The 18,952-nt window shown below is 59.7% G+C and carries 14 protein-coding genes; 5 read left to right on the forward strand and 9 right to left on the reverse strand.

The genetic code is table 11. From position 1 onward, the window contains the following. Window positions 1–101: 101 nt before the first annotated feature. Both ACA051_RS28285 and ACA051_RS28290 read right to left on the reverse strand, forming a co-directional pair. Complete coding sequence (locus ACA051_RS28285) at window positions 102–1,439, reverse strand: OprD family porin (protein ID WP_497372756.1); 1,338 nt, start codon at window positions 1,437–1,439, stop codon at window positions 102–104. A 415-nt stretch (window positions 1,440–1,854) separates the two neighbouring features. Beyond that, a complete protein-coding gene (locus tag ACA051_RS28290) occupies window positions 1,855–3,192 on the reverse strand; it encodes an OprD family outer membrane porin (RefSeq protein WP_497372758.1) in 1,338 nt (445 codons plus the stop codon). 362 nt (window positions 3,193–3,554) lie between these two features. Between ACA051_RS28290 and tauA the strand changes: the two genes are divergently transcribed. Then, window positions 3,555–4,544 (forward strand): taurine ABC transporter substrate-binding protein, encoded by a 990-nt coding sequence (tauA, locus tag ACA051_RS28295; protein WP_497372760.1) that lies wholly within the window; start codon window positions 3,555–3,557, stop codon window positions 4,542–4,544. Window positions 4,545–4,704: 160 nt separating this feature from the next. Here tauA and argA read toward each other — a convergent pair whose 3' ends face one another. Both argA and argE read right to left on the reverse strand, forming a co-directional pair. Further along, window positions 4,705–6,003 (reverse strand): amino-acid N-acetyltransferase, encoded by a 1,299-nt coding sequence (gene argA / locus ACA051_RS28300; RefSeq protein WP_010466657.1) that lies wholly within the window; start codon window positions 6,001–6,003, stop codon window positions 4,705–4,707. A gap of 283 nt (window positions 6,004–6,286) precedes the next feature. Beyond that, window positions 6,287–7,441, reverse strand: a complete 1,155-nt coding sequence (argE, locus tag ACA051_RS28305) for an acetylornithine deacetylase (protein ID WP_497306251.1) — start codon at window positions 7,439–7,441, stop codon at window positions 6,287–6,289. A 156-nt stretch (window positions 7,442–7,597) separates the two neighbouring features. Between argE and ACA051_RS28310 the strand changes: the two genes are divergently transcribed. Next, window positions 7,598–8,965, forward strand: coding sequence for a CYTH domain-containing protein (locus tag ACA051_RS28310; protein ID WP_497372762.1), 1,368 nt, complete (start codon window positions 7,598–7,600; stop codon window positions 8,963–8,965). Window positions 8,966–9,082: 117 nt separating this feature from the next. On the opposite strand, the gene ACA051_RS28315 is transcribed toward ACA051_RS28310, so the two are convergent. Then, window positions 9,083–9,553: an Lrp/AsnC family transcriptional regulator gene (locus ACA051_RS28315; protein WP_497372764.1), complete on the reverse strand. Its 471-nt coding sequence runs from the start codon at window positions 9,551–9,553 to the stop codon at window positions 9,083–9,085. A gap of 125 nt (window positions 9,554–9,678) precedes the next feature. Between ACA051_RS28315 and ACA051_RS28320 the strand changes: the two genes are divergently transcribed. The 3 genes from ACA051_RS28320 to ACA051_RS28330 all read left to right on the forward strand — a co-directional run bounded on the left by ACA051_RS28320 (window position 9,679) and on the right by ACA051_RS28330 (window position 12,283). Beyond that, the gene (locus ACA051_RS28320) at window positions 9,679–10,017 is read left to right on the forward strand and encodes an ACT-like domain-containing protein (protein WP_497372765.1); all 339 of its coding nucleotides are present in this window, start codon (window positions 9,679–9,681) and stop codon (window positions 10,015–10,017) included. Window positions 10,018–10,107: 90 nt separating this feature from the next. Beyond that, window positions 10,108–11,892, forward strand: coding sequence for a type IV pilus assembly ATPase TfpB (tfpB, locus tag ACA051_RS28325; protein WP_497372767.1), 1,785 nt, complete (start codon window positions 10,108–10,110; stop codon window positions 11,890–11,892). A 73-nt stretch (window positions 11,893–11,965) separates the two neighbouring features. Continuing rightward, window positions 11,966–12,283 (forward strand): DUF2388 domain-containing protein, encoded by a 318-nt coding sequence (locus ACA051_RS28330; protein WP_134420813.1) that lies wholly within the window; start codon window positions 11,966–11,968, stop codon window positions 12,281–12,283. A gap of 168 nt (window positions 12,284–12,451) precedes the next feature. Here the strand turns inward: ACA051_RS28330 and gcvP are convergent, their stop codons facing one another. From gcvP to ACA051_RS28350, 4 genes are all read right to left on the reverse strand, one after another. After that, a complete protein-coding gene (gene gcvP, locus ACA051_RS28335; protein WP_497306260.1) occupies window positions 12,452–15,325 on the reverse strand; it encodes an aminomethyl-transferring glycine dehydrogenase in 2,874 nt (957 codons plus the stop codon). 164 nt (window positions 15,326–15,489) lie between these two features. After that, window positions 15,490–15,873 (reverse strand): glycine cleavage system protein GcvH, encoded by a 384-nt coding sequence (gene gcvH / locus ACA051_RS28340; RefSeq protein WP_497306262.1) that lies wholly within the window; start codon window positions 15,871–15,873, stop codon window positions 15,490–15,492. A 49-nt stretch (window positions 15,874–15,922) separates the two neighbouring features. Further along, window positions 15,923–17,005, reverse strand: coding sequence for a glycine cleavage system aminomethyltransferase GcvT (gene gcvT, locus ACA051_RS28345; protein ID WP_497372769.1), 1,083 nt, complete (start codon window positions 17,003–17,005; stop codon window positions 15,923–15,925). A gap of 155 nt (window positions 17,006–17,160) precedes the next feature. After that, a complete protein-coding gene (locus ACA051_RS28350; RefSeq protein ID WP_497372771.1) occupies window positions 17,161–18,777 on the reverse strand; it encodes an ABC transporter permease in 1,617 nt (538 codons plus the stop codon). Window positions 18,778–18,952: the final 175 nt, after the last annotated feature.

Consider the following 18,952-nt stretch of genomic DNA (forward strand, 5'->3'; position numbering starts at 1 on the left):
TTCACGGCGGGATTACGGGGGTGACCCCGCCTTGAAAACGCAAAAGCCCCGCCCGGCGAGATGCCGGGCGGGGCTTTTTTTCAGCGGTTACGCGAGCGCTATTACAACAGCGGGATCGAGTAGCTGAGGATCAGGCGGTTTTCGTCCTGGGAGCGAACGCCCGGGATGTTGGTGCGCCACGTAGCGTTTTTCCACATGAAACCAACGTTTTTCAACGGGCCTTCCGGTACGACGTAACCGACAGTCAGGTCGCGCTCCCACTCGGAAGCGTTGTTGGCCACTTGTGCGCCACGGGTGCCAACGGTATCGATGTCATCACCACGCAGGTAAACCATGCCCGCGGTCAGGCCTGGAACGCCGACTTTGGCGAAGTCAAACGAGTAGCGTGCTTGCCAGGTGCGTTCGCCGGCACGGCCGAACTTCTGGATTTGCATGTCGGTGATGGTGTAGTTCGACGAACCGTCGCCCTGGTTCAGCCAAGGGAAGTCGCTGCTGCCGTTGCTAACCTGATAACCGCCACCGAAGGTGTGACCGGCAACGGTGTACAGGAACAGGCCGCTGTACAGATTGTTGTCGACCTTGCCTTTGCCGCTAGGCACGCCGCTGTAGTTACCGTTGCTGAAGTAAGCAGCGGTGTTGGCGTTGGCGCCGTCGTCCGAGCTGTTGAAATAACGCAGGTCAGATTTCAGAACGCCCGGGCCGATAGCCCAGTTGTGAACCAGACCCAGGAAGTGCTGCTTGTAGAAATCTTCCAGGTTGCCGTAGTAGTACTGGGCAGTCAGGTCTTTGGTGATTTTGTAGTCACCACCGGCATAGATGAACTTGTTGCTGTTGGCGATACGAGGGTTTGCACCACCGATCGACAGTTGCTCGTTGTTGCTGGAGTTACGACCTTTCACGTGCTCGATCTGACCACCGACCAGAGTCAGGTCCTTGATCTCGCCGGAAGTGATCTGGCCACCCTGCCAGGTTTGTGGCAGCAGACGACCGTCGTTGGTGACGATTACCGGGTTTTTCGGCTGCAGAGTACCCAGCTTCAATTCAGTCTGGGAGATCTTGGCTTTGGCGGTCAGGCCCAGGCTGGAGAAGTTATCAACCGCTTCACCGTTCGACTTGCTTGGGAACACAGTGCCGCCGTAAGCCGCGCCGTTTGCCGCACCATTGGTGCCGCCGCCCGAATCCAGACGCACGCCCAGCAGGCCGATAGCGTCAACGCCAAAGCCCACAGTGCCTTGGGTGTAACCGGAGATGAAACGCAGATCGAAGCCTTGGCCCCATTCTTCGTTTTTGTTCGCGCCCGGACCATCACGGTTATCGGTGTTGATATAGAAGTTACGCAGCCCCAAAGTAGCTTTGCTGTCTTCGATGAAACCGGCGGCGCCTGCCTGCTGCGCCAAAACCCCGACGGCCACAGCCAGGGCCAAGGTGGACTTGTTCATTTGTTTCGCTCCTATCGTTTCTAATACTTGTGTTCCTGGCCCTGGGTCGAATGCCCTGGATCCTAAGACGCGCAATTTTTGCCGAACTCTCTAGCCCGGTCTTTTTGGCCGCGCAGGATACATCTTCATAAAGCCAAAAAGAATTTTGTAATACTTTTTCATAGCGATTCGGAATATGCCTGCGCAGCACAGATCCGAGGTATCGGCTACAAATTCGATTCCTGAACCTGTTCTTCTAACGGGTGATTTATTTTGCTTAACGCCGGGTCTTGTGATGAATACCGGACGGGACCTACTTTAGGCGCTCACAGAAAAAACCAAAAAGAATAATAAATACTTATTAGTGATGTTTTTGGAATATGTACGGACAAAAAAAAGCCTTGCCGACCGGCAAGGCTTTTTCTGACGACGCTTGTTACATGAAGCTGTAGGTGTAGTTGAAGATCAGACGGGTCTGATCCTGATCAAGGGTGCTGGTGTTGCCGCGATACATACCGTGACGCAGCGTCGTGCCAAACCCTTTGAGCGGACCCGTTTGAATCACGTAATCCACACGCAGGTCGGTTTCCCGCTCGTTCAGGTCCTTACCCACACCGCTGGTGGCCTTGATGTCCTGGCCATACAAGTAAGCAGCCGAAGCTTTCAAGCCTGGCACACCCAACGAAGCGAAGTCATAGGAATACTGGCCGTACGAGGTATTTTCACCGGCACGGATAAAGCTGCCGACCGTGGCGTCGGTGAACGAGTAGAAGCTGGCGCCGCCAGCACCTTCGTTGCGCCCTCTGCCGTCAACCACGTTGCCCTGGTTCAGGAAAACGAAGCCGCCGTCATCGCTGACACGCTGATGCCCGAGCAGAAACGCGCTGCCACCCAGGGTATATGTGAATGTGGCGCTCCAGGTCTTGTTATCGACCACGCCCCTTTCCTTGGCGTAGCCGCTGTTGTTGTTGAACTGGTAGCCGGCGTCGCCATTCTTGCCGTCGGAGCTGCTGTCGAAGTAACGAAGATCGGTCTTGAACGACTGGTTGGGAGCGATCGGGTAGACGTGCACCAGGCCGAGGAAGTTCTGCTTGTAGTAGTTTTCCAGATTCGCGTAGTAGTACTGCAGCGTCAGCTCTTTGGTGACCGCCCAGTCTGCACCGGCGTAGCGGAACTGGTTGCTGTCCTGAGTGCCACCCGCCACGGCCAGGCCAGTGCTGTTGGAGGATGCACGACCTGTCGCATGCTCCAACTGACCTACGTTAAAGGTGAAGTTGTCGATTTCCTTCGAGGTGATGGTGCCACCTTCAAAGGTCTGTGGCAGCACGCGGCTGTCGTTCGCAATCAGGATCGGCATGTTTGGTTGCAGAGCGCCACCGTAGTGGGCCTCTGTCTTCGAGAATCGTGCCTTGACGTTGCCCGCTGCACGGCTCCACGAACTCTCTGCCGAACCATCGGAGTCGCTAGGGCTGAAGGAGTTATTGTCCGGGTGATGGCCCTTGCCACCGTCCAGATGAATACCGACCATTGCCTGGGCGTCGATACCGAAACCTACGACACCTTGAGTGAAGCCCGACCGGTAATCGAACTTCAGACCCTCAGCAGCCTCTCGCTGCCGGTTACCAGGAGTCTTGGCACCTTCACGGTTGTCAGCGTCGAAGTAATAGGTACGCGAACTAACGGAAGCCTTGCTGTCTTCGATAAAACCCGCGGCGCCTGCCTGCTGCGCCAAAACCCCTACGGCCACGGCCAAGGCCAAGGTGGACTTGTTCATTGTTTAGCTCCTCTCGTTTCTAATTCTTGTGTTCCTGGCCCTGGGTCGAATGCCCGGGATCCTAAGATGCGCGATTAGCGCCAGACCGTGACCCACAAGTCAATCGTAACTATATGTGTCTACGACCATGGTCTAATCCCCGATTTTTTGGTCCTTGCAGGGTCTTGCGTTCGTTACAAACCCAAAAAGAATTGGTCAGTTCTTTTTTCATACCTTTTAGGAATGAAGCTCATCTCCATTCCTCGTCCCGTGCCAGAGCGGTCGGCTCATAAGCTAATTCCTAAAAGGTATTTGTTTGATGTTTTTTAGATCGATTAGCTTTGAAGCAGTTCGGAAACAACCCCCTACCGAAAGGCGACGCCATGACAACAAAACGCGCACTATCCAGACCAATTGTTATAGTTTGTGTATCGCTATTATTTTCACTCAGCGCTCAGGCGACGAACCTCACCGTCGGTTATCAAACCGGCATCGACCCCAGCAAAGTCCCTCAGGCCGACGGCGTTTACGAAAAGACCATCGGCGAAAAAATCGACTGGCGTCGTTTCAACAGCGGACCGGAAGTGGTGACGGCGATTGCGTCCGGCGACGTACAGATCGGCAACCTTGGCTCAAGCCCGCTGGCCGCGGCCGCCTCGCGCAATCTGCCGATTGTTGCTTTCATTGTTTCCGCGCAAATCAACGCCGCCGAAGCACTGGTGGTGCGAAACGGCAGCGGCATCGATAAACCGGAATATTTGATCGGCAAGACGATCGCCACACCGTTCGTTTCCACCTCCCACTACAGCCTGCTCGGCGCGCTCAAGCACTGGGGCCTGGACGCCTCGAAGGTCAAAGTGGTGAACCTGCAACCGGCGGAAATCGCTGCGGCCTGGAAGCGTGGTGACATTGATGGCGCGTTTGTCTGGTCGCCGGCGCTGGGGGAAATTCGCAAGACGGGCAAGACGTTGACCGACGCCGCACAGGTGGGTCAGTGGGGCGCACCGACGTTCGAAGTGTGGGTGGCACGTAAGGATTACGCCGAGAAGCATCCGGACGTTGTGGCGAAATTCGCCAGGGTCACCCTGGACTCGTTCGCCGACTATGCCGCGCATAAAGACAGCTGGACGGCTGACTCGGTGCCGGTGCAGAAAATCGCCAAATTGACCGGTGCTAACGCGGTGGATGTGCCGGAGTTACTGGCCGGCTCAACGTTCCCGGATGCCAAGGCCCAACAGACCACCGCGCTGCTGGACGGCGGCACGGCGAAGGCCATTGGCGAGACGGCGAAGTTCTTGAAGGAACAAGGGAAGGTAGAAACGGTGTTGCCGGATTATTCTGCGTATGTCAGCGCGAAGTTCGTGCAGGAGTAACGCACTACCCTGTAGGAGCGAGGCTTGCCCGCGAAGAGGCCATCACATCCAACACTCATGGTGGCTGTGACGACGCCTTCGCGGGCAAGCCTCGCGCCTACAGAGGATTTGGTTTAATGATCGTCCCACGCGGAGCGTGGGAAAGATCAAAAGCCTGCGGTTACAAGGCTTTTTCGAAGATCTTCGAATTACGCTGATAGTTGTACAGCGACGCTCGCGCTGACGGCAGGCGTTCGACGCTGCTCGGCACGAACCCACGCTCGCGAAACCAATGGGCAGTCCGGGTCGTCAGTACGAACAAGGTCTTCAACCCCTGAGCCCGGGCGCGGGTTTCGATGCGCTCCAGCAGCTCATCACCACGACCGCCGTGGCGGTATTCCGGGTTGACCGCCAGACACGCCAACTCGCCAGCGTCCGAATCGGCAATCTGATACAACGCCGCACAAGCGATGATCATCCCTTCGCGCTCAACCACGCTGAACTGCTCGATCTCGCGTTCCAGCACCTCGCGGGAACGACGTACCAGAATGCCCTGCTCTTCCAGCGGGCTGATCAGGTCCAGCAAACCACCGACGTCTTCGATGGCCGCTTCTCGCACAATTTCGAATTGCTCCTGGGCCACCAGCGTGCCGCCACCGTCGCGGGTGAACAGTTCGGTCAGCAGCGCACCGTTTTCGGCGTAGCTGACAATATGGCTGCGAGCAACGCCGCCCCGGCAAGCTTCAGCCGCCGCATCCAGCAGTTCCGCCTGATAGTTGCTGCCCAGGCGCTGCAAATGCGCCGGGACTTGTTGCGGACGCAGTTCACGCACCAGCCGACCGTTTTCATCGATCAAGCCGAGGTCAGCACCAAACAGCAGCAGTTTGTCCGCCCCCAAGTCGATGGCCGCGCGCGTGGCGACGTCTTCGCACGCGAGGTTGAAGATCTCACCGGTTGGCGAGTAGCCCAACGGCGACAGCAGCACGATGGAGCGCTCGTCCAGCAGACGATTGATGCCCTTGCGGTCGACCCGGCGCACTTCGCCGGTATGGTGATAGTCGACGCCTTCCAGCACGCCGATCGGCCGCGCCGTCACCAGATTGCCGCTGGCCACCCGCAGGCGCGAGCCCTGCATCGGCGACGAGGCCATGTCCATCGACAACCGCGCTTCGATGGCAATGCGCAACTGGCCGACCGCATCGATCACACACTCCAGGGTCGCCGCATCGGTGATGCGCATCCCGTGGTGGTAATGCGGGGTCAGGCCGCGAGCGGCGAGGCGGGTTTCGATTTGCGGACGGGAACCGTGAACCAGCACCAGCCGCACGCCCAGGCTGTGCAGCAGCACCAGGTCGTGGACGATGTTGCCGAAGTTCGGGTGCTCCACACCGTCGCCGGGCAGCATGACGACGAAGGTGCAATCACGGTGGGCATTGATGTAAGGCGAAGCGTGACGAAGCCAATTAACGTATTCGGGCATGAACCTGGGCCTGTAATAAATAGCAGCCAAAAAATGGGCGAAACTGAAAACGCACAGCGGGCTGATGGTTATCGTCGGAACAGGCTTGGCGACACGCGCGCTCTCCTCATGAATACGGGTTGGGGCATTGGCAATTTAACCGACATGTCTGTCATAGCACAGACCCTGTGGGAGCGGGCTTGCTCGCGAAGGCGGAGTGTCAGTCGCATCTGACATGTCTGACACACCGCTTTCGCGAGCAAGCCCGCTCCCACATGGATTGCGCTCGACAGATGATTGGCACCTAACCTTGAGCCGGTGTCAGGCAGTAATGTTCAATCAGTTGCCGTAATAGATGCACGGTAGGCTGCAAACGTGACATTTCGAGGTATTCCCCCGGTTGGTGAGCACAGGCGATATCGCCCGGGCCCAACACCAATGTTTCGCAGCCAAGACGCTGAAGATAAGGCGCTTCGGTGCCGAACGCCACTGCTTCGGCGCGATGGCCGGTCAGCTTTTCGGCGACCCGGACCAATTCGGCGTCCTCGGCCTGCTCGAACGGCGGCACTTCGGGGAACAGCGGCGCGTAATTGATCTTCACCTGATGGCGTTCGGCAATGGGATTGAGCCGCTGCAAAATGTCCGCGCGCAGGGCTTTGGGGTCCATGCCCGGCAACGGCCGCAAGTCGAACTCCAGTGAGCACTGGCCGCAGATGCGGTTGGGGTTGTCGCCGCCATGGATGCAGCCGAAGTTCATGGTCGGTGTCGGCACGCCGAATTGCGGATTGCGGAATTCACGCTGCCACAGCAGGCGCAGACCGCGCAGCTCGCCGATGGCATCGTGCATGGCTTCGAGGGCGCTGTGGCCCAGGCGCGGGTCCGAGGAATGGCCGCTCTGCCCGAGTATGTCGATGCGCTCCATCATGATGCCTTTGTGCATGCGGATCGGCTTGAGCCCGGTCGGCTCGCCAATCACTGCCGCACGCCCCAACGGACGTCCGGCTTCAGCCAGGGCACGAGCACCGGACATTGAGCTTTCTTCATCGCAAGTGGCGAGGATCAGCAGCGGCTGTTTGAACGACTGATCGAGCAGAGGTATCACCGCCTCGATGGCCAGGGCGAAAAAGCCTTTCATGTCGCAACTGCCCAAGCCCACCCAGCGGCCATCGACCTCGGTCAGTTTCAGCGGATCGGTCTGCCACAGCGCGCCATCGAACGGCACCGTATCGCTATGCCCGGCCAGCACCAAGCCACCGGGGCCGGAGCCGAAACTGGCGAGCAAGTTGAACTTGCCGGGGCTGACCTGCTGGATGTCGCAAGCAAAACCCAGGTCACCGAGCCACGTCGCCAACAAGTCGATGACCGGACGATTGGATTGATCAAGGCTGGGCTGGGTACAGCTGACCGACGGCGCGGCAATCAGCGCAGCGAACTGATCTTTCATGGACGGCAAAGGCATCGCTGACTCCAACTCGCGAATTGAAGTCCATCATAGAACCATCCGGCTTCAGGAATAAACCGCCGCGGCGCGTAGGACGAGTGAGTCCTGTACACTGCACGACCTTGGCAGCCACACATTCCCCCGGCTGCGCTCCCGATCCTGGATTTTCCGGCCATGCAGAAAGAAACCGAAATCAAACTCCGCGTCAGCCGCGAAACCCTCGCGGCCCTGCGCGAGCACCCGCTCCTGAAAAAACGCAACAAAAGTGGCTGGGAACGCCGTGAGTTGATGAACCAGTACTTCGACACGCCTGAGCGCGACCTGGCCCGCGCCAAGGTTGCCCTGCGCCTGCGCCGTGACGGCGAAGAAGTGATCCAGACCCTCAAGACCCGAGGCCAGAGCGTCGCCGGTCTGTCCGAGCGTAACGAATACGACTGGAACCTGCCCAAAGCCAAGCTCGACGTTAAGAAACTCGACGGTGAATGCTGGCCCGAAGAGCTGGCCGAGCTGGACAAGAAAACCCTGAAACCGATCTTCACCACCGATTTCGTTCGCGAACGTGCCGAAATCGCCTGGGGCCGCGGCAAGACCAAAGTGGTCATCGAAGCCGCGCTGGACCTGGGCCACGTGGTGGTCGGCAAGCAGAAAGAAGAAATCTGCGAGCTGGAACTGGAACTGCGCGAAGGCGAGCCAGCCGCTCTGTTGGAACTGGCCGCCGAACTGGCCGCAACCCTGGCCCTGATGCCGTGCGACATCAGCAAGGCTGAGCGTGGCTATCGTTTGTACGACGCCAACAGCTATTCGTTGAGCCTGCCGGCGCCACAAATCACCGCTGAAACGCCGCTGGACGATGCATTCGCCGCGCTGAGCTGGCATTTGCTGAGCAGCAGCCAGCGTCTGGCCGAGCAGTATCGCTTCAATGGCCACTGGCGTCTGTTGCAGGACTGGGTCGAAAACCTCGCGGAATTGCGCGCGCTGCTCAGCAGCCTGGGTCAAGCCGCTCCGCGTCAGTCGACGCACGATTTGCGTGTTGCACTGGATGCCTTGCTCGAAGATTGGCGTCCGCTGGTGCAAGCCGGTGTCGACGACGAAGACGTGCGCAAAGCCGCACCGGAGCAGTTCCTCGAAGAACTGGAAGACCCGCGCTGGGGCCTGTTCTCGCTAAACACTTCGCGTTGGTTGCTGGCCCGCACCTGGGCAGCTGATCGCAACGTCCGTGGCGATCGCCAGGGCGCTGCGCAGTTGGGTAGCTGGTTGCCGCGTTTGCTGGGTGAAGAAGCGACCTCCCTGCAATTGCAGCGTTATCAGCAACAGCCGGAAGACCTGGCCGAGCAACTGCCACGCATCGAGCGCATCCAGGCCTGGCTGCACCATGCCCGTGGCGTGCTGGACATCCCGGAAATGGATCGCCTGTATGGCGAGCTGAAACAGCTTGCTCAATTGGCGAACGAGCCGATCACCGATGAATCGCTGGATGCGCGCAAGCAGCAGGCGATTGCGGTTTATCAGAATCGTGCCTGGAAAATGTTGCTGCGTATGTAAATTAACTTCTGTGGCGAGGGAGCTTGCTCCCGTTGGGCTGCGCAGCAGCCCTGATTTTGGGGACGCTTCGCGCCCCAGCGGGAGCAAGCTCCCTCGCCACAAAAGCTCTCCACCGTACTAGCGCAACACCGGCAAACTCGTCGTCGACTTGATCTCCGACAACGCCACAATCGAGTTCACTTCCTGAATCCCCGGCACCATCGACAGCTTCTCAAAGAAAAACCGCTCATACGCCTCGATGTCCGCCGTGACAATCCGCAGCAAGAAATCCACTGACCCCATCAGCACATAACACTCCAGCACCTCGGGAAAGCCGCGAATCGCCTCGGTAAACTCAGTGAAGTTCGAACGACCGTGCGCGTTGAGTTTGATCTCGGCAAAGATCTGCGTGTTAAGCCCTATCTTCTTCCGGTCAAGTAACGTCACCTGCCCCCGAATGATCCCCTCCTCCTTCATCCGCTGAATCCGCCGCCAGCACGGCGATTGAGAAAGCCCCACCTGTTCAGCGATCTGCGCGCTGGAGAGCGAAGCGTCTTCTTGCAGCAACGCGAGAATCTTGCGGTCGTAGCCATCCAGCTGGTTTTGCATAAATAAACCCGTGATTGATAGCCAGCCGAATCAAACAATTCGAAAAACAGGCAATAAGCCCAATCATAGATAAGAAATGCCCCGCAGCGAATGTAAAAATTCCTCCATTGATTTGGAGACCGACCATGCCGCACCTGGAAGCAGTGAACACTTCGCCCACCCGCACCGATGTCTGGAACGCCAGCAACGCGCACTGCCGCGTTCATTACCAACTGCTGGCTGAAGCCGAGCCGGACCTGCTGTGCCGGGCGCTCAACCTGTTCGCTTTGCAGTTTCTGACGCCGCAACAGGTCAGCGCGCAACGGATGGACGATCTGATGTCGATCGACATTGTCATGGACGGGCTGAGCTGGCATCGCGCCGAAGTGATTGCGGAAAAATTACGTAACCTGATCAGCGTGTGTTCGGTGGAGCTGCAGGCGGCTGATTCCGCGTGGGAAGCGCCGGCTCAGGCGACGGGCTGACAAACCTCGACACGGCTTCGTCGGGTAGTGGCCCAACGGTCGGCGGGTCCGCGACTATCCTTTGCGAACTGTTGTTCATGAGGAGCCCGCATGTCCGTTCAACTTGCCATTCAGGACCGCTGGCTGGATCTCAATGATTTGCTGCGTGAACTGGTCGCCCAGGGCTTTATCAGCCAGGACTCGGCCGAACACGCGCTCAATGCTCGCCGCCGGCATGCCGCCAATGGCCAGATGCACCCACTGGAATTCATCGCCAGCCAGCACCTGGACGACCTCAGCCGTCCCGGCAAACACCTCGACCTGGAAAGCCTGACCCTGTGGCTGTCACAGCAGGCCGGTCAGCCTTACTTGCGCATCGATCCGCTGAAAATCAACGTGGCGGCGATTACGCCGCTGATGTCGTACGCCTTCGCCCAGCGCCACAAGATTCTGGCGGTGTCCATTGACCGCGACGCAGTGACCGTGGCCAGCGCCCAGCCTTACGTCAACGGCTGGGAAGCCGACCTGACTCACGTGCTGAAACTGCCGATCAAACGCGTAGTGGCCAACCCGGTGGACATCCAGCGCTTCAGCGTCGAGTTTTTCCGGCTGGCCAAATCGGTCAGCGGCGCGACCAACGCCGATCAGCAAACCAACACCCTGGGCAACTTCGAACAACTGCTCAACCTCGGCGCCAGCGATCAGGAACCGGACGCCAACGACGCGCACATCGTCAACATCGTCGATTGGCTGTTCCAGTACGCCTTCCAGCAGCGCGCCAGTGATATCCACATCGAACCCCGGCGTGAGCAAGGCACGGTGCGCTTTCGCATCGACGGCGTGCTGCACAACGTCTATCAATTCCCGCCGCAAGTGACCATGGCGATCGTCAGTCGCCTGAAAAGCCTCGGGCGGATGAACGTTGCGGAAAAGCGCAAACCCCAGGACGGCCGGGTGAAGACCAAGACCCCGGACGGCGGCGAAGTCGAGCTGCGGCTGTCGACATTGCCGACCGCATTCGGCGAAAAAATGGTCATGCGGATCTTCGACCCGGAGGTGTTGCTCAAGGACTTCGATCAGCTGGGTTTCTCCGCCGAAGACCTGCGCCGCTGGCAGGACATGACCCGCCAGCCCAACGGCATCATTCTGGTGACCGGGCCCACCGGATCGGGGAAAACCACCACGCTGTACACCACGCTCAAGAAGCTGGCGACGCCGGAGGTCAACCTCTGCACCATCGAAGATCCGATCGAAATGGTCGAGCCGGCCTTCAACCAGATGCAGGTCCAGCACAACATCGACCTGACCTTCGCCGCCGGTGTGCGCGCGCTGATGCGGCAGGACCCGGACATCATCATGATCGGTGAGATCCGTGATCTGGAAACCGCTGAAATGGCGATCCAGGCTGCGCTCACTGGCCACCTGGTGCTCTCGACCTTGCACACCAACGACGCGCCCAGCGCGATCAGCCGCCTGCTGGAACTCGGCGTGCCGCATTACCTGATCAAAGCCACCGTGCTCGGCGTCATGGCCCAGCGCCTGGTGCGAACCTTATGCCCGCACTGCAAGGCACCGCTGACGCTGGGTGAAGAAGACTGGCAAACCCTGACCAAACCCTGGCAAGCGCCACTGCCCACCAACGCCCAGCGCGCCATCGGCTGCCTGGAATGCCGCGACACCGGCTACCGCGGCCGCGCCGGGGTGTACGAAATCATGCAGCTGACGGATGGCGTTAAGGCGCTGATTAATCCCGACACTGATCTGCTGGCGGTGCGGCGTCAGGCGTTCAAGGAAGGCATGCGCAGTTTGCGGTTGTCGGGGGCGCAGAAAGTGGCCGCCGGGTTGACGACCATCGAAGAAGTATTGCGCGTGACGCCACAGAGCGAACAAAAGTAGGCGCGGCTGTCACGGAACTGGATTGGGGGAATGGCGATCCAACCCCCTAGTTAACCAGTGGAGTCACCCCATCATGCGTCTCAAACTTGCTGTCGCTACCATCGCCTTGTTGTCCCTTCCAGTCGGTTCGGCGATGGCCGATAGCTTTTGGCGTAACGTCATCTCTTCCGGTGCGACCACCGGTTCGACCTACCTGACCTTCAAGGATCACAAGCTGATCATTGCTGCGCAGGACGATGCCGGCAGTTTTGTCGCCAGTGACGGCGGCATTCGCGGTCCATATCTGGAAGCCGCGATGCAGAAAGTCCGGGCGGACAACCCGGGCCTGCAGGCGACGGACATGGAGCTGGCGAATGCGATCCTGGCGAAGAATGCCGTGGCATCGGAATAAGCGTTATTGCTGAACAAAAATGCCGCTCACCTGAGCGGCATTTTTTTGCCCGACACAAACCCCTGTAGGAGCGAGGCTTGCCCGCGAAAGCGATTTAACATTCAACATTTACGTCAACTGACACACCGCTTTCGCGGGCAAGCCTCGCTCCTACAGGGGTCGGTAGTATTAGCGGTAATCGTCTACTGGCACGCAGGCGCAAAACAGGTTCCGGTCGCCATAAACGTTATCCACCCGATTCACCACCGGCCAATACTTATGCGCCTTGGTGTGCGCATCCGGCGTCACCGCTTGCTCGATGCTGTAAGGCCGCTCCCAAATCCCGGTGATGTCGGCCAGGGTATGCGGCGCTCGCTTCAGCGGGTTGTCTTCGGCGGGCCAGTTACCGTTCTGCACCTCGGTGATTTCCGCACGAATGCTCAGCATCGCCCCGATAAACCGATCCAGCTCAGCCTTTGACTCACTCTCGGTCGGTTCCACCATCAGCGTCCCCGGCACCGGGAACGACATGGTCGGCGCATGGAAACCGTAATCCATCAGGCGCTTGGCCACGTCTTCTTCGCTGATCCCGGTCAGCGCCTTGAGCGGCCGCAAATCCAGGATGCATTCGTGCGCCACACGCTCGTTGCGCCCGGTGTAGAGCACGGGGAACGCCCCGGACAAATGCTGCGCCAGGTAATTCGCGGCGAGGATTGCCACCTCGCTGGCATCCGCCAATTGCGGGCCCATCATGGCGATGTACATCCAACTGATCGGCAAAATGCTCGCACTGCCCCAAGGCGCCGCGCTGACCGCACCGTTCTGCGGCAGTGGTCCTTCAATCGGCACTACCGGGTGATTGGCGACAAACGGCGCAAGGTGCGCGCGCACACCAATCGGTCCCATCCCCGGCCCGCCTCCGCCATGGGGAATGCAGAAAGTCTTGTGTAAATTCATGTGCGACACGTCGGCGCCGATGTCCGCCGGCCGCGCCAATCCGACCTGGGCGTTGAGGTTGGCGCCATCCATGTAAACCTGACCTCCATGACTGTGGATAACTTCACAGATCTCGCTGATGCCCTCTTCGTATACGCCGTGGGTCGAAGGATAAGTCGCCATCAGGCAGGCGAGTTTATCTCCCGCCTCCGCGGCCTTGCCTTTGAGGTCATCCAGATCGACGTTACCCGCTTCGTCGCACTCGACGATCACCACGCGCATCCCGGCCATCTGCGCCGACGCCGGGTTGGTGCCGTGGGCCGACGACGGGATCAGGCAAATGTCTCGCGCCCCCTGATGACGGCTCTCGTGATATTTGCGGATCGCCAGCAGCCCGGCGTACTCGCCCTGCGCACCCGAGTTGGGTTGCATGCAGATCGCGTCGAAACCAGTGATCGCGCAGAGCCAGCGCTCCAGTTCCTCGATCATCAACGAATAACCCACCGCCTGCTCTTTCGGCACAAACGGGTGCAGGTGGGCGAATTGCGGCCAGGTGATGGGGATCATCTCGCTGGTGGCATTGAGTTTCATGGTGCAGGAGCCCAGCGGGATCATTGATTGATTGAGCGCCAGATCCTTGTTCTCCAGTTGCTTGAGGTAGCGCAACATCTCGGTTTCGCTGTGATGGGCGCTGAATACGGGATGGCGCAGATAAGGCGAACTGCGCAGCAGCCCTGCGGGAATGCCGGAAGCAAGGGTTTCAGCGTCCAGTTCGTCGACGTTCAGCCCATGATCGGCACCAAGGAACACATCGAACAGTTTCGCTACCGTGGTTTCGTCAGAGGTTTCGTCGAGGCTCAGCCCCAGCTGCCCACGCCCTAGAATGCGCAAATTGATCTGTGCGGCCTGGGCACTTTCGATGATTGCCGTTTGAGTGCCACCGACCTCCAGCGTCAGCGTGTCGAAAAAGTGGGTGTTGAGGCGGGTGATCCCATGACGCTCAAGACCGGCGGCGAGGATGCTGGTCAGCCGATGGACGCGCTGGGCAATGCGTTTGAGCCCTTCCGGACCGTGGTAGACCGCATAGAAACTGGCGATGTTGGCCAGCAACACCTGAGCGGTGCAGATGTTCGAGTTGGCCTTCTCCCGGCGGATATGTTGCTCACGGGTTTGCAGGGCCATGCGCAGCGCGACATTGCCGCGTGCATCTTTCGACACGCCGATGATCCGCCCGGGAATCGCTCGCTTGTACTCATCGCGGCTGGCAAAAAACGCCGCGTGCGGCCCGCCATACCCCATCGGCACACCGAAACGCTGGGACGAGCCGAACACTACGTCAGCGCCCAACTCCCCCGGCGGGGTCAGCAACAGCAGGCTCAGCAAATCCGTCGCAACACAGGCCAGCGCCTGCTGGGCATGCAGATGATCAATCAATGGGCGCAAATCGCGGATCTCGCCGTGGGTGTCGGGATATTGCAGCAACGCACCGAACACCTGGTGCTGCTTCAAGTTATCCACAGCGTCGATGATCAGCTCGAAGCCGAACCCTTCGGCCCGGGTCTGCACCACGGAGATGGTTTGTGGATGGCAGTTCTCATCGACGAAGAACAGATTGCTTCTGGACTTGGCGACACGCTTGGCCAGCGCCATGGCTTCCGCCGCCGCCGTGGCTTCATCGAGCAGCGAGGCGTTGGCCAGCTCGAGGCCGGTGAGGTCGATGGTCAATTGCTGGAAATTCAGCAGCGCTTCGAGCCGGCCCTGGGCGATCTCCGGTTGGTACGGTGTGTAGGCGGTGTACCAACCCGGATTTTCCAGCACGTTGCGTAGGATGACGGCCGGCGTGAGGGTGCCGTGGTAACCCATGCCGATCAGACTGGTCCAGACCTGGTTCTGCTCGGCGTAACCGCGCAGCTTGGCCAGCGCGGCTTGTTCGTCGAGGGCGGGCGGCAAATCGAGCGCCCGGTTCAGGCGGATTCCCGGCGGCACCGTCTGCTCGATCAGCTCGACCCGGCTGCCGAGGCCCAGGCTGTCGAGCATCGCCTGTTGCTCGGCGGCATCGGGGCCGAGGTGGCGGCGAAGAAAGGCATTGGGGTCGCGTAACTGGCTCAAGGACGGCAACTGGGACATGACGGGCTCTCTCTTGACTGGCGCTCAACGTCGATGCAACACGGTCAAACCAGCATAGCAGCCGCTGCCAAGCGCGAATTTTGGAAAGCTCGCGCCCACAGGGGGAAATCTGTCAGGCGAAAAAAAACCCCGACTAGTCGGGGCTTTGGGATGACGCTGAAGGCTTACTCGCCGATGGCGGCCTTGTAGCCTGCTGCATCGAGCAGCTTGTCCAGTTCAGCGGTGTTGCTAGGCTTCAGTTTGAAGATCCACGCGCCGTACGGATCGGTGTTAAGCGCTTCAGGCGAAGCGCCCAAGTCTTCGTTGATCGCGATCACTTCACCGGATACCGGGGAGTAAATGTCGGAGGCGGCTTTAACCGACTCAACGACACCGGATTGATCACCGGCAGCGAATACTTTTCCGACTTCGGTCAGCTCAACGAACACCACATCGCCCAAGGCTTCCTGAGCGTGATCGCTGATGCCCACGGTGACGGTGCCATCAGCTTCGAGACGGGCCCATTCGTGACTGTCGGCAAAACGCAGGTCGGCAGGGATATCGCTCATGTTCTGTGTCCTCAAGAGAATTGTCAGCGGTCGTTGCCCGCCAAAAAGGTTAGATCAAGGTTTTGCCATGGCGGACGAAGGTCGGTTTGACCACTCGGACCGGGTACCACTTGCCACGGATTTCCACTTCTGCGCGGTCGGCAGTTGCCATCGGCACGCGCGCCAGTGCTATCGACTTGCTAAGCGTAGGAGAGAAACTACCACTGGTGATCTCTCCTTCGCCAACATTGGCGATACGGACCACTTGATGAGCGCGCAAAACCCCACGCTCCTCAAGGACCAGACCGACCAGTTTGTGCTGCACGCCACCCGCCCGCTCGGCTTCCAGGGCACTGCGACCGATGAACTGGCGAGTGGCCGGTTCCCAGGCAATGCTCCAGGCCATGTTCGAGGCCAGCGGTGAAACGTCTTGATGAATGTCCTGGCCGTACAGGTTCATGCCGGCCTCGACACGCAGGGTATCGCGGGCGCCCAGACCGATAGGGGAAATGCCTGCGCCCACCAGGTCGTTGAAGAATCCGGGTGCCTGATTGGCTGGCAGAACAATTTCCAGGCCATCCTCGCCGGTGTAACCGGTGCGCGCGATAAACCAGTCGCCGTCGGGCAGGCCTTCAAAAGGCTTGAGCATCTGGATCAGGTTGCCGCGGGACTGGGTGACCAGTTCGGAGATTTTGTGCCGGGCCTGTGGACCTTGAATGGCCAGCATCGCCAGCTCGGAGCGCTCGTTGAGCTGCACATCGAAACCATCGAGGTGAGCCTGCATCCAGGCAAGGTCCTGATTACGGGTGGAGGCATTGACCACCAAACGATAACCGTCGTCGAGGCGATAGACGATCATGTCGTCGACGATGCCGCCGTGCTCGTTGAGCATGGTGCTATACAAGGCACGGCCGGAGCTGTGCAGGCGTTCGACGTCATTGGCCAGCAAATGCTGAAGCCAGGCCTTGGCCTGAGAGCCGCCGACATCGATCACGGTCATGTGGGATACATCGAAAACCCCGCAATCGCGGCGCACCTGATGGTGTTCCTCGACCTGCGAGCCGTAATGCAGAGGCATATCCCAACCGCCAAAATCGACCATCTTCGCGCCGAGGGCGAGATGAAGGTCATACAGAGGCGTACGCTGTCCCATGGGTTTCTCCTTCCGGGCGTGGCGAAGGTGCGGGCCGGTGCTTCACGGGCGAAAGCCTTGAAATAGAAGGCTTTTAGCCGATATCAGCTACCAGGTCCGTAGGTCGGACCGCACCGAATGCCGCGCATTGTAGCCTCAAGGTGTAGGACTGACACCTAGGCGTTTCGATGCGCCGAACGTCGAATCAATCCGATGACCGGTAACAGCCCGACCAAAACCAGGGTCAGGGCCGGCAGAGAAGCCCTCGCCCACTCGCCTTCGCTGGTCATTTCAAAGATCCGCACCGCCAGCGTGTCCCAGCCAAACGGGCGCATCAGCAGGGTCGCGGGCATTTCCTTGAGCACATCGACGAACACCAGCAACGCGGCGCTCAAGGTGCCGGGCAGCAATAACGGCAGATACACTTTGAAAAACAGTCGTGGCCCACTGACGCCAAGGCTACGTGCCGCTTCGGGCAAAGATGGCCGTATTCGCGCCAGGCTGCTTTCCAGCGGCCCATAAGCCACGGCTATGAAACGCACCAGGTAGGCCAGCAACAACGCCGACAGGCTGCCCAGCAGCAATGGCTTGCCCGCGCCACCGAGCCAGCCCGACAGCGGGATGACCAGCTCGCGATCCAGATAACTGAACGCCAGCATGATCGACACTGCCAGTACCGAACCCGGCAGGGCGTAGCCGAGATTGGCCAGGCTGACACCGGAGCGGATCGCCCGGGTCGGTGCCAGGCGTCGAGCAAATGCCAGCACCAGGGCAACGCCGACTGTGATCAACGCCGCCATGCCGCCCAGGTACAAGGTATGGACGATCAGCCCGGCGTAACGCTCATCCAGATCGAAGCGCCCACGCTGCCAGAACCACACCACCAGTTGCAGCATCGGAATGACAAAGGCACAGGCGAACACCAGGCCACACCAAGTCATGGCCGCCAACGCTTTGAAACCCCGCAAGTGGTACAGCGCCTTGGCTCGGGGTCGTTCATTGCTCGTGCGGTTGGCCCCGCGAGCACGACGTTCGCCGTACAGCACGATCATCACCACCAGCAGTAACAGGCTGGCCAGCTGCGCGGCGGTGGAGAGGCTGAAAAATCCGTACCAGGTTTTGTAGATGGCCGTGGTGAACGTGTCGAAGTTGAACACTGACACCGCACCGAAGTCCGCCAGCGTTTCCATAAGCGCCAACGCCACGCCGGCACCAATGGCCGGCCGCGCCATGGGCAAAGCCACTCGCCAGAACGCCTGCCACGGGGATTGCCCCAGCACTCGCGCCGCTTCCATCAAGCCTTTGCCCTGAGCGAGGAATGCCGTGCGCGCCAGCAGGTAAACGTAGGGATAGAACACCAGCACCAGTACCAGGATGACGCCGCCGGTGGAGCGAACTCGCGGCAGCCTCAGGCCGGTGCCGAACCATTCACGCAGCAGGGTCTGTACGGGACCGGCGAAATCCAGCAGGCCGACGAAGACGAAAGCCAGCACATAAGCCGGAATCGCAAAAGGCAGCATCAGCGCCCAGTCCAGCCAGCGCCGACCGGGGAATTCGCAGAGGCTGGTCAGCCAGGCGAGGCTAACGCCCAGGAGCGTGACGCCAAAACCGACGCCGAGCACCAACGTCAGCGTGTTACCCAGCAGGCGCGGCATCTGGGTGTCCCAGAGGTGGGACCAGATTTGCAGATCGATGGTTTGCCATGACAACAGCAAAACGCTAAGTGGCAGCAGGACCAGCGCAACGATGGCGAAGACCAGGGGATACCAGCGGCGTTGGGCGGGGTGGGCCAATGAAATTCTCTAGTAAATATTGGGCCGACTCAAACCTGAAGTCGGCCCCATTTTGTGGCGAGGGAGCTTGCTCCCGCTCGGGTGCGAAGCAGCCGCAGGAGGTTATCAGATCATCTCGATCCTGACCTGTCGACGCCAACGGGGCCGCTTCGCAGCCCGGCGGGAGCAAGCTCCC

The organism is Pseudomonas sp. LBUM1669 (assembly GCF_059695705.1).

What these genes read in the sequence shown, in the direction of transcription:
- tfpB (WP_497372767.1), top strand. Translation starts at nt 10,108, where the DNA reads ATGTCCGTTCAACTTGCCATTCAGGACCGCTGGCTGGATCTCAATGAT.
- gcvP (WP_497306260.1), bottom strand. Translation starts at nt 15,325, where the DNA reads ATGTCCCAGTTGCCGTCCTTGAGCCAGTTACGCGACCCCAATGCCTTT.
- ACA051_RS28310 (WP_497372762.1), top strand. Translation starts at nt 7,598, where the DNA reads ATGCAGAAAGAAACCGAAATCAAACTCCGCGTCAGCCGCGAAACCCTC.
- ACA051_RS28315 (WP_497372764.1), bottom strand. Translation starts at nt 9,553, where the DNA reads ATGCAAAACCAGCTGGATGGCTACGACCGCAAGATTCTCGCGTTGCTG.
- argA (WP_010466657.1), bottom strand. Translation starts at nt 6,003, where the DNA reads ATGCCCGAATACGTTAATTGGCTTCGTCACGCTTCGCCTTACATCAAT.
- gcvH (WP_497306262.1), bottom strand. Translation starts at nt 15,873, where the DNA reads ATGAGCGATATCCCTGCCGACCTGCGTTTTGCCGACAGTCACGAATGG.
- tauA (WP_497372760.1), top strand. Translation starts at nt 3,555, where the DNA reads ATGACAACAAAACGCGCACTATCCAGACCAATTGTTATAGTTTGTGTA.
- argE (WP_497306251.1), bottom strand. Translation starts at nt 7,441, where the DNA reads ATGCCTTTGCCGTCCATGAAAGATCAGTTCGCTGCGCTGATTGCCGCG.
- ACA051_RS28320 (WP_497372765.1), top strand. Translation starts at nt 9,679, where the DNA reads ATGCCGCACCTGGAAGCAGTGAACACTTCGCCCACCCGCACCGATGTC.
- gcvT (WP_497372769.1), bottom strand. Translation starts at nt 17,005, where the DNA reads ATGGGACAGCGTACGCCTCTGTATGACCTTCATCTCGCCCTCGGCGCG.
- ACA051_RS28330 (WP_134420813.1), top strand. Translation starts at nt 11,966, where the DNA reads ATGCGTCTCAAACTTGCTGTCGCTACCATCGCCTTGTTGTCCCTTCCA.
- ACA051_RS28285 (WP_497372756.1), bottom strand. Translation starts at nt 1,439, where the DNA reads ATGAACAAGTCCACCTTGGCCCTGGCTGTGGCCGTCGGGGTTTTGGCG.
- ACA051_RS28290 (WP_497372758.1), bottom strand. Translation starts at nt 3,192, where the DNA reads ATGAACAAGTCCACCTTGGCCTTGGCCGTGGCCGTAGGGGTTTTGGCG.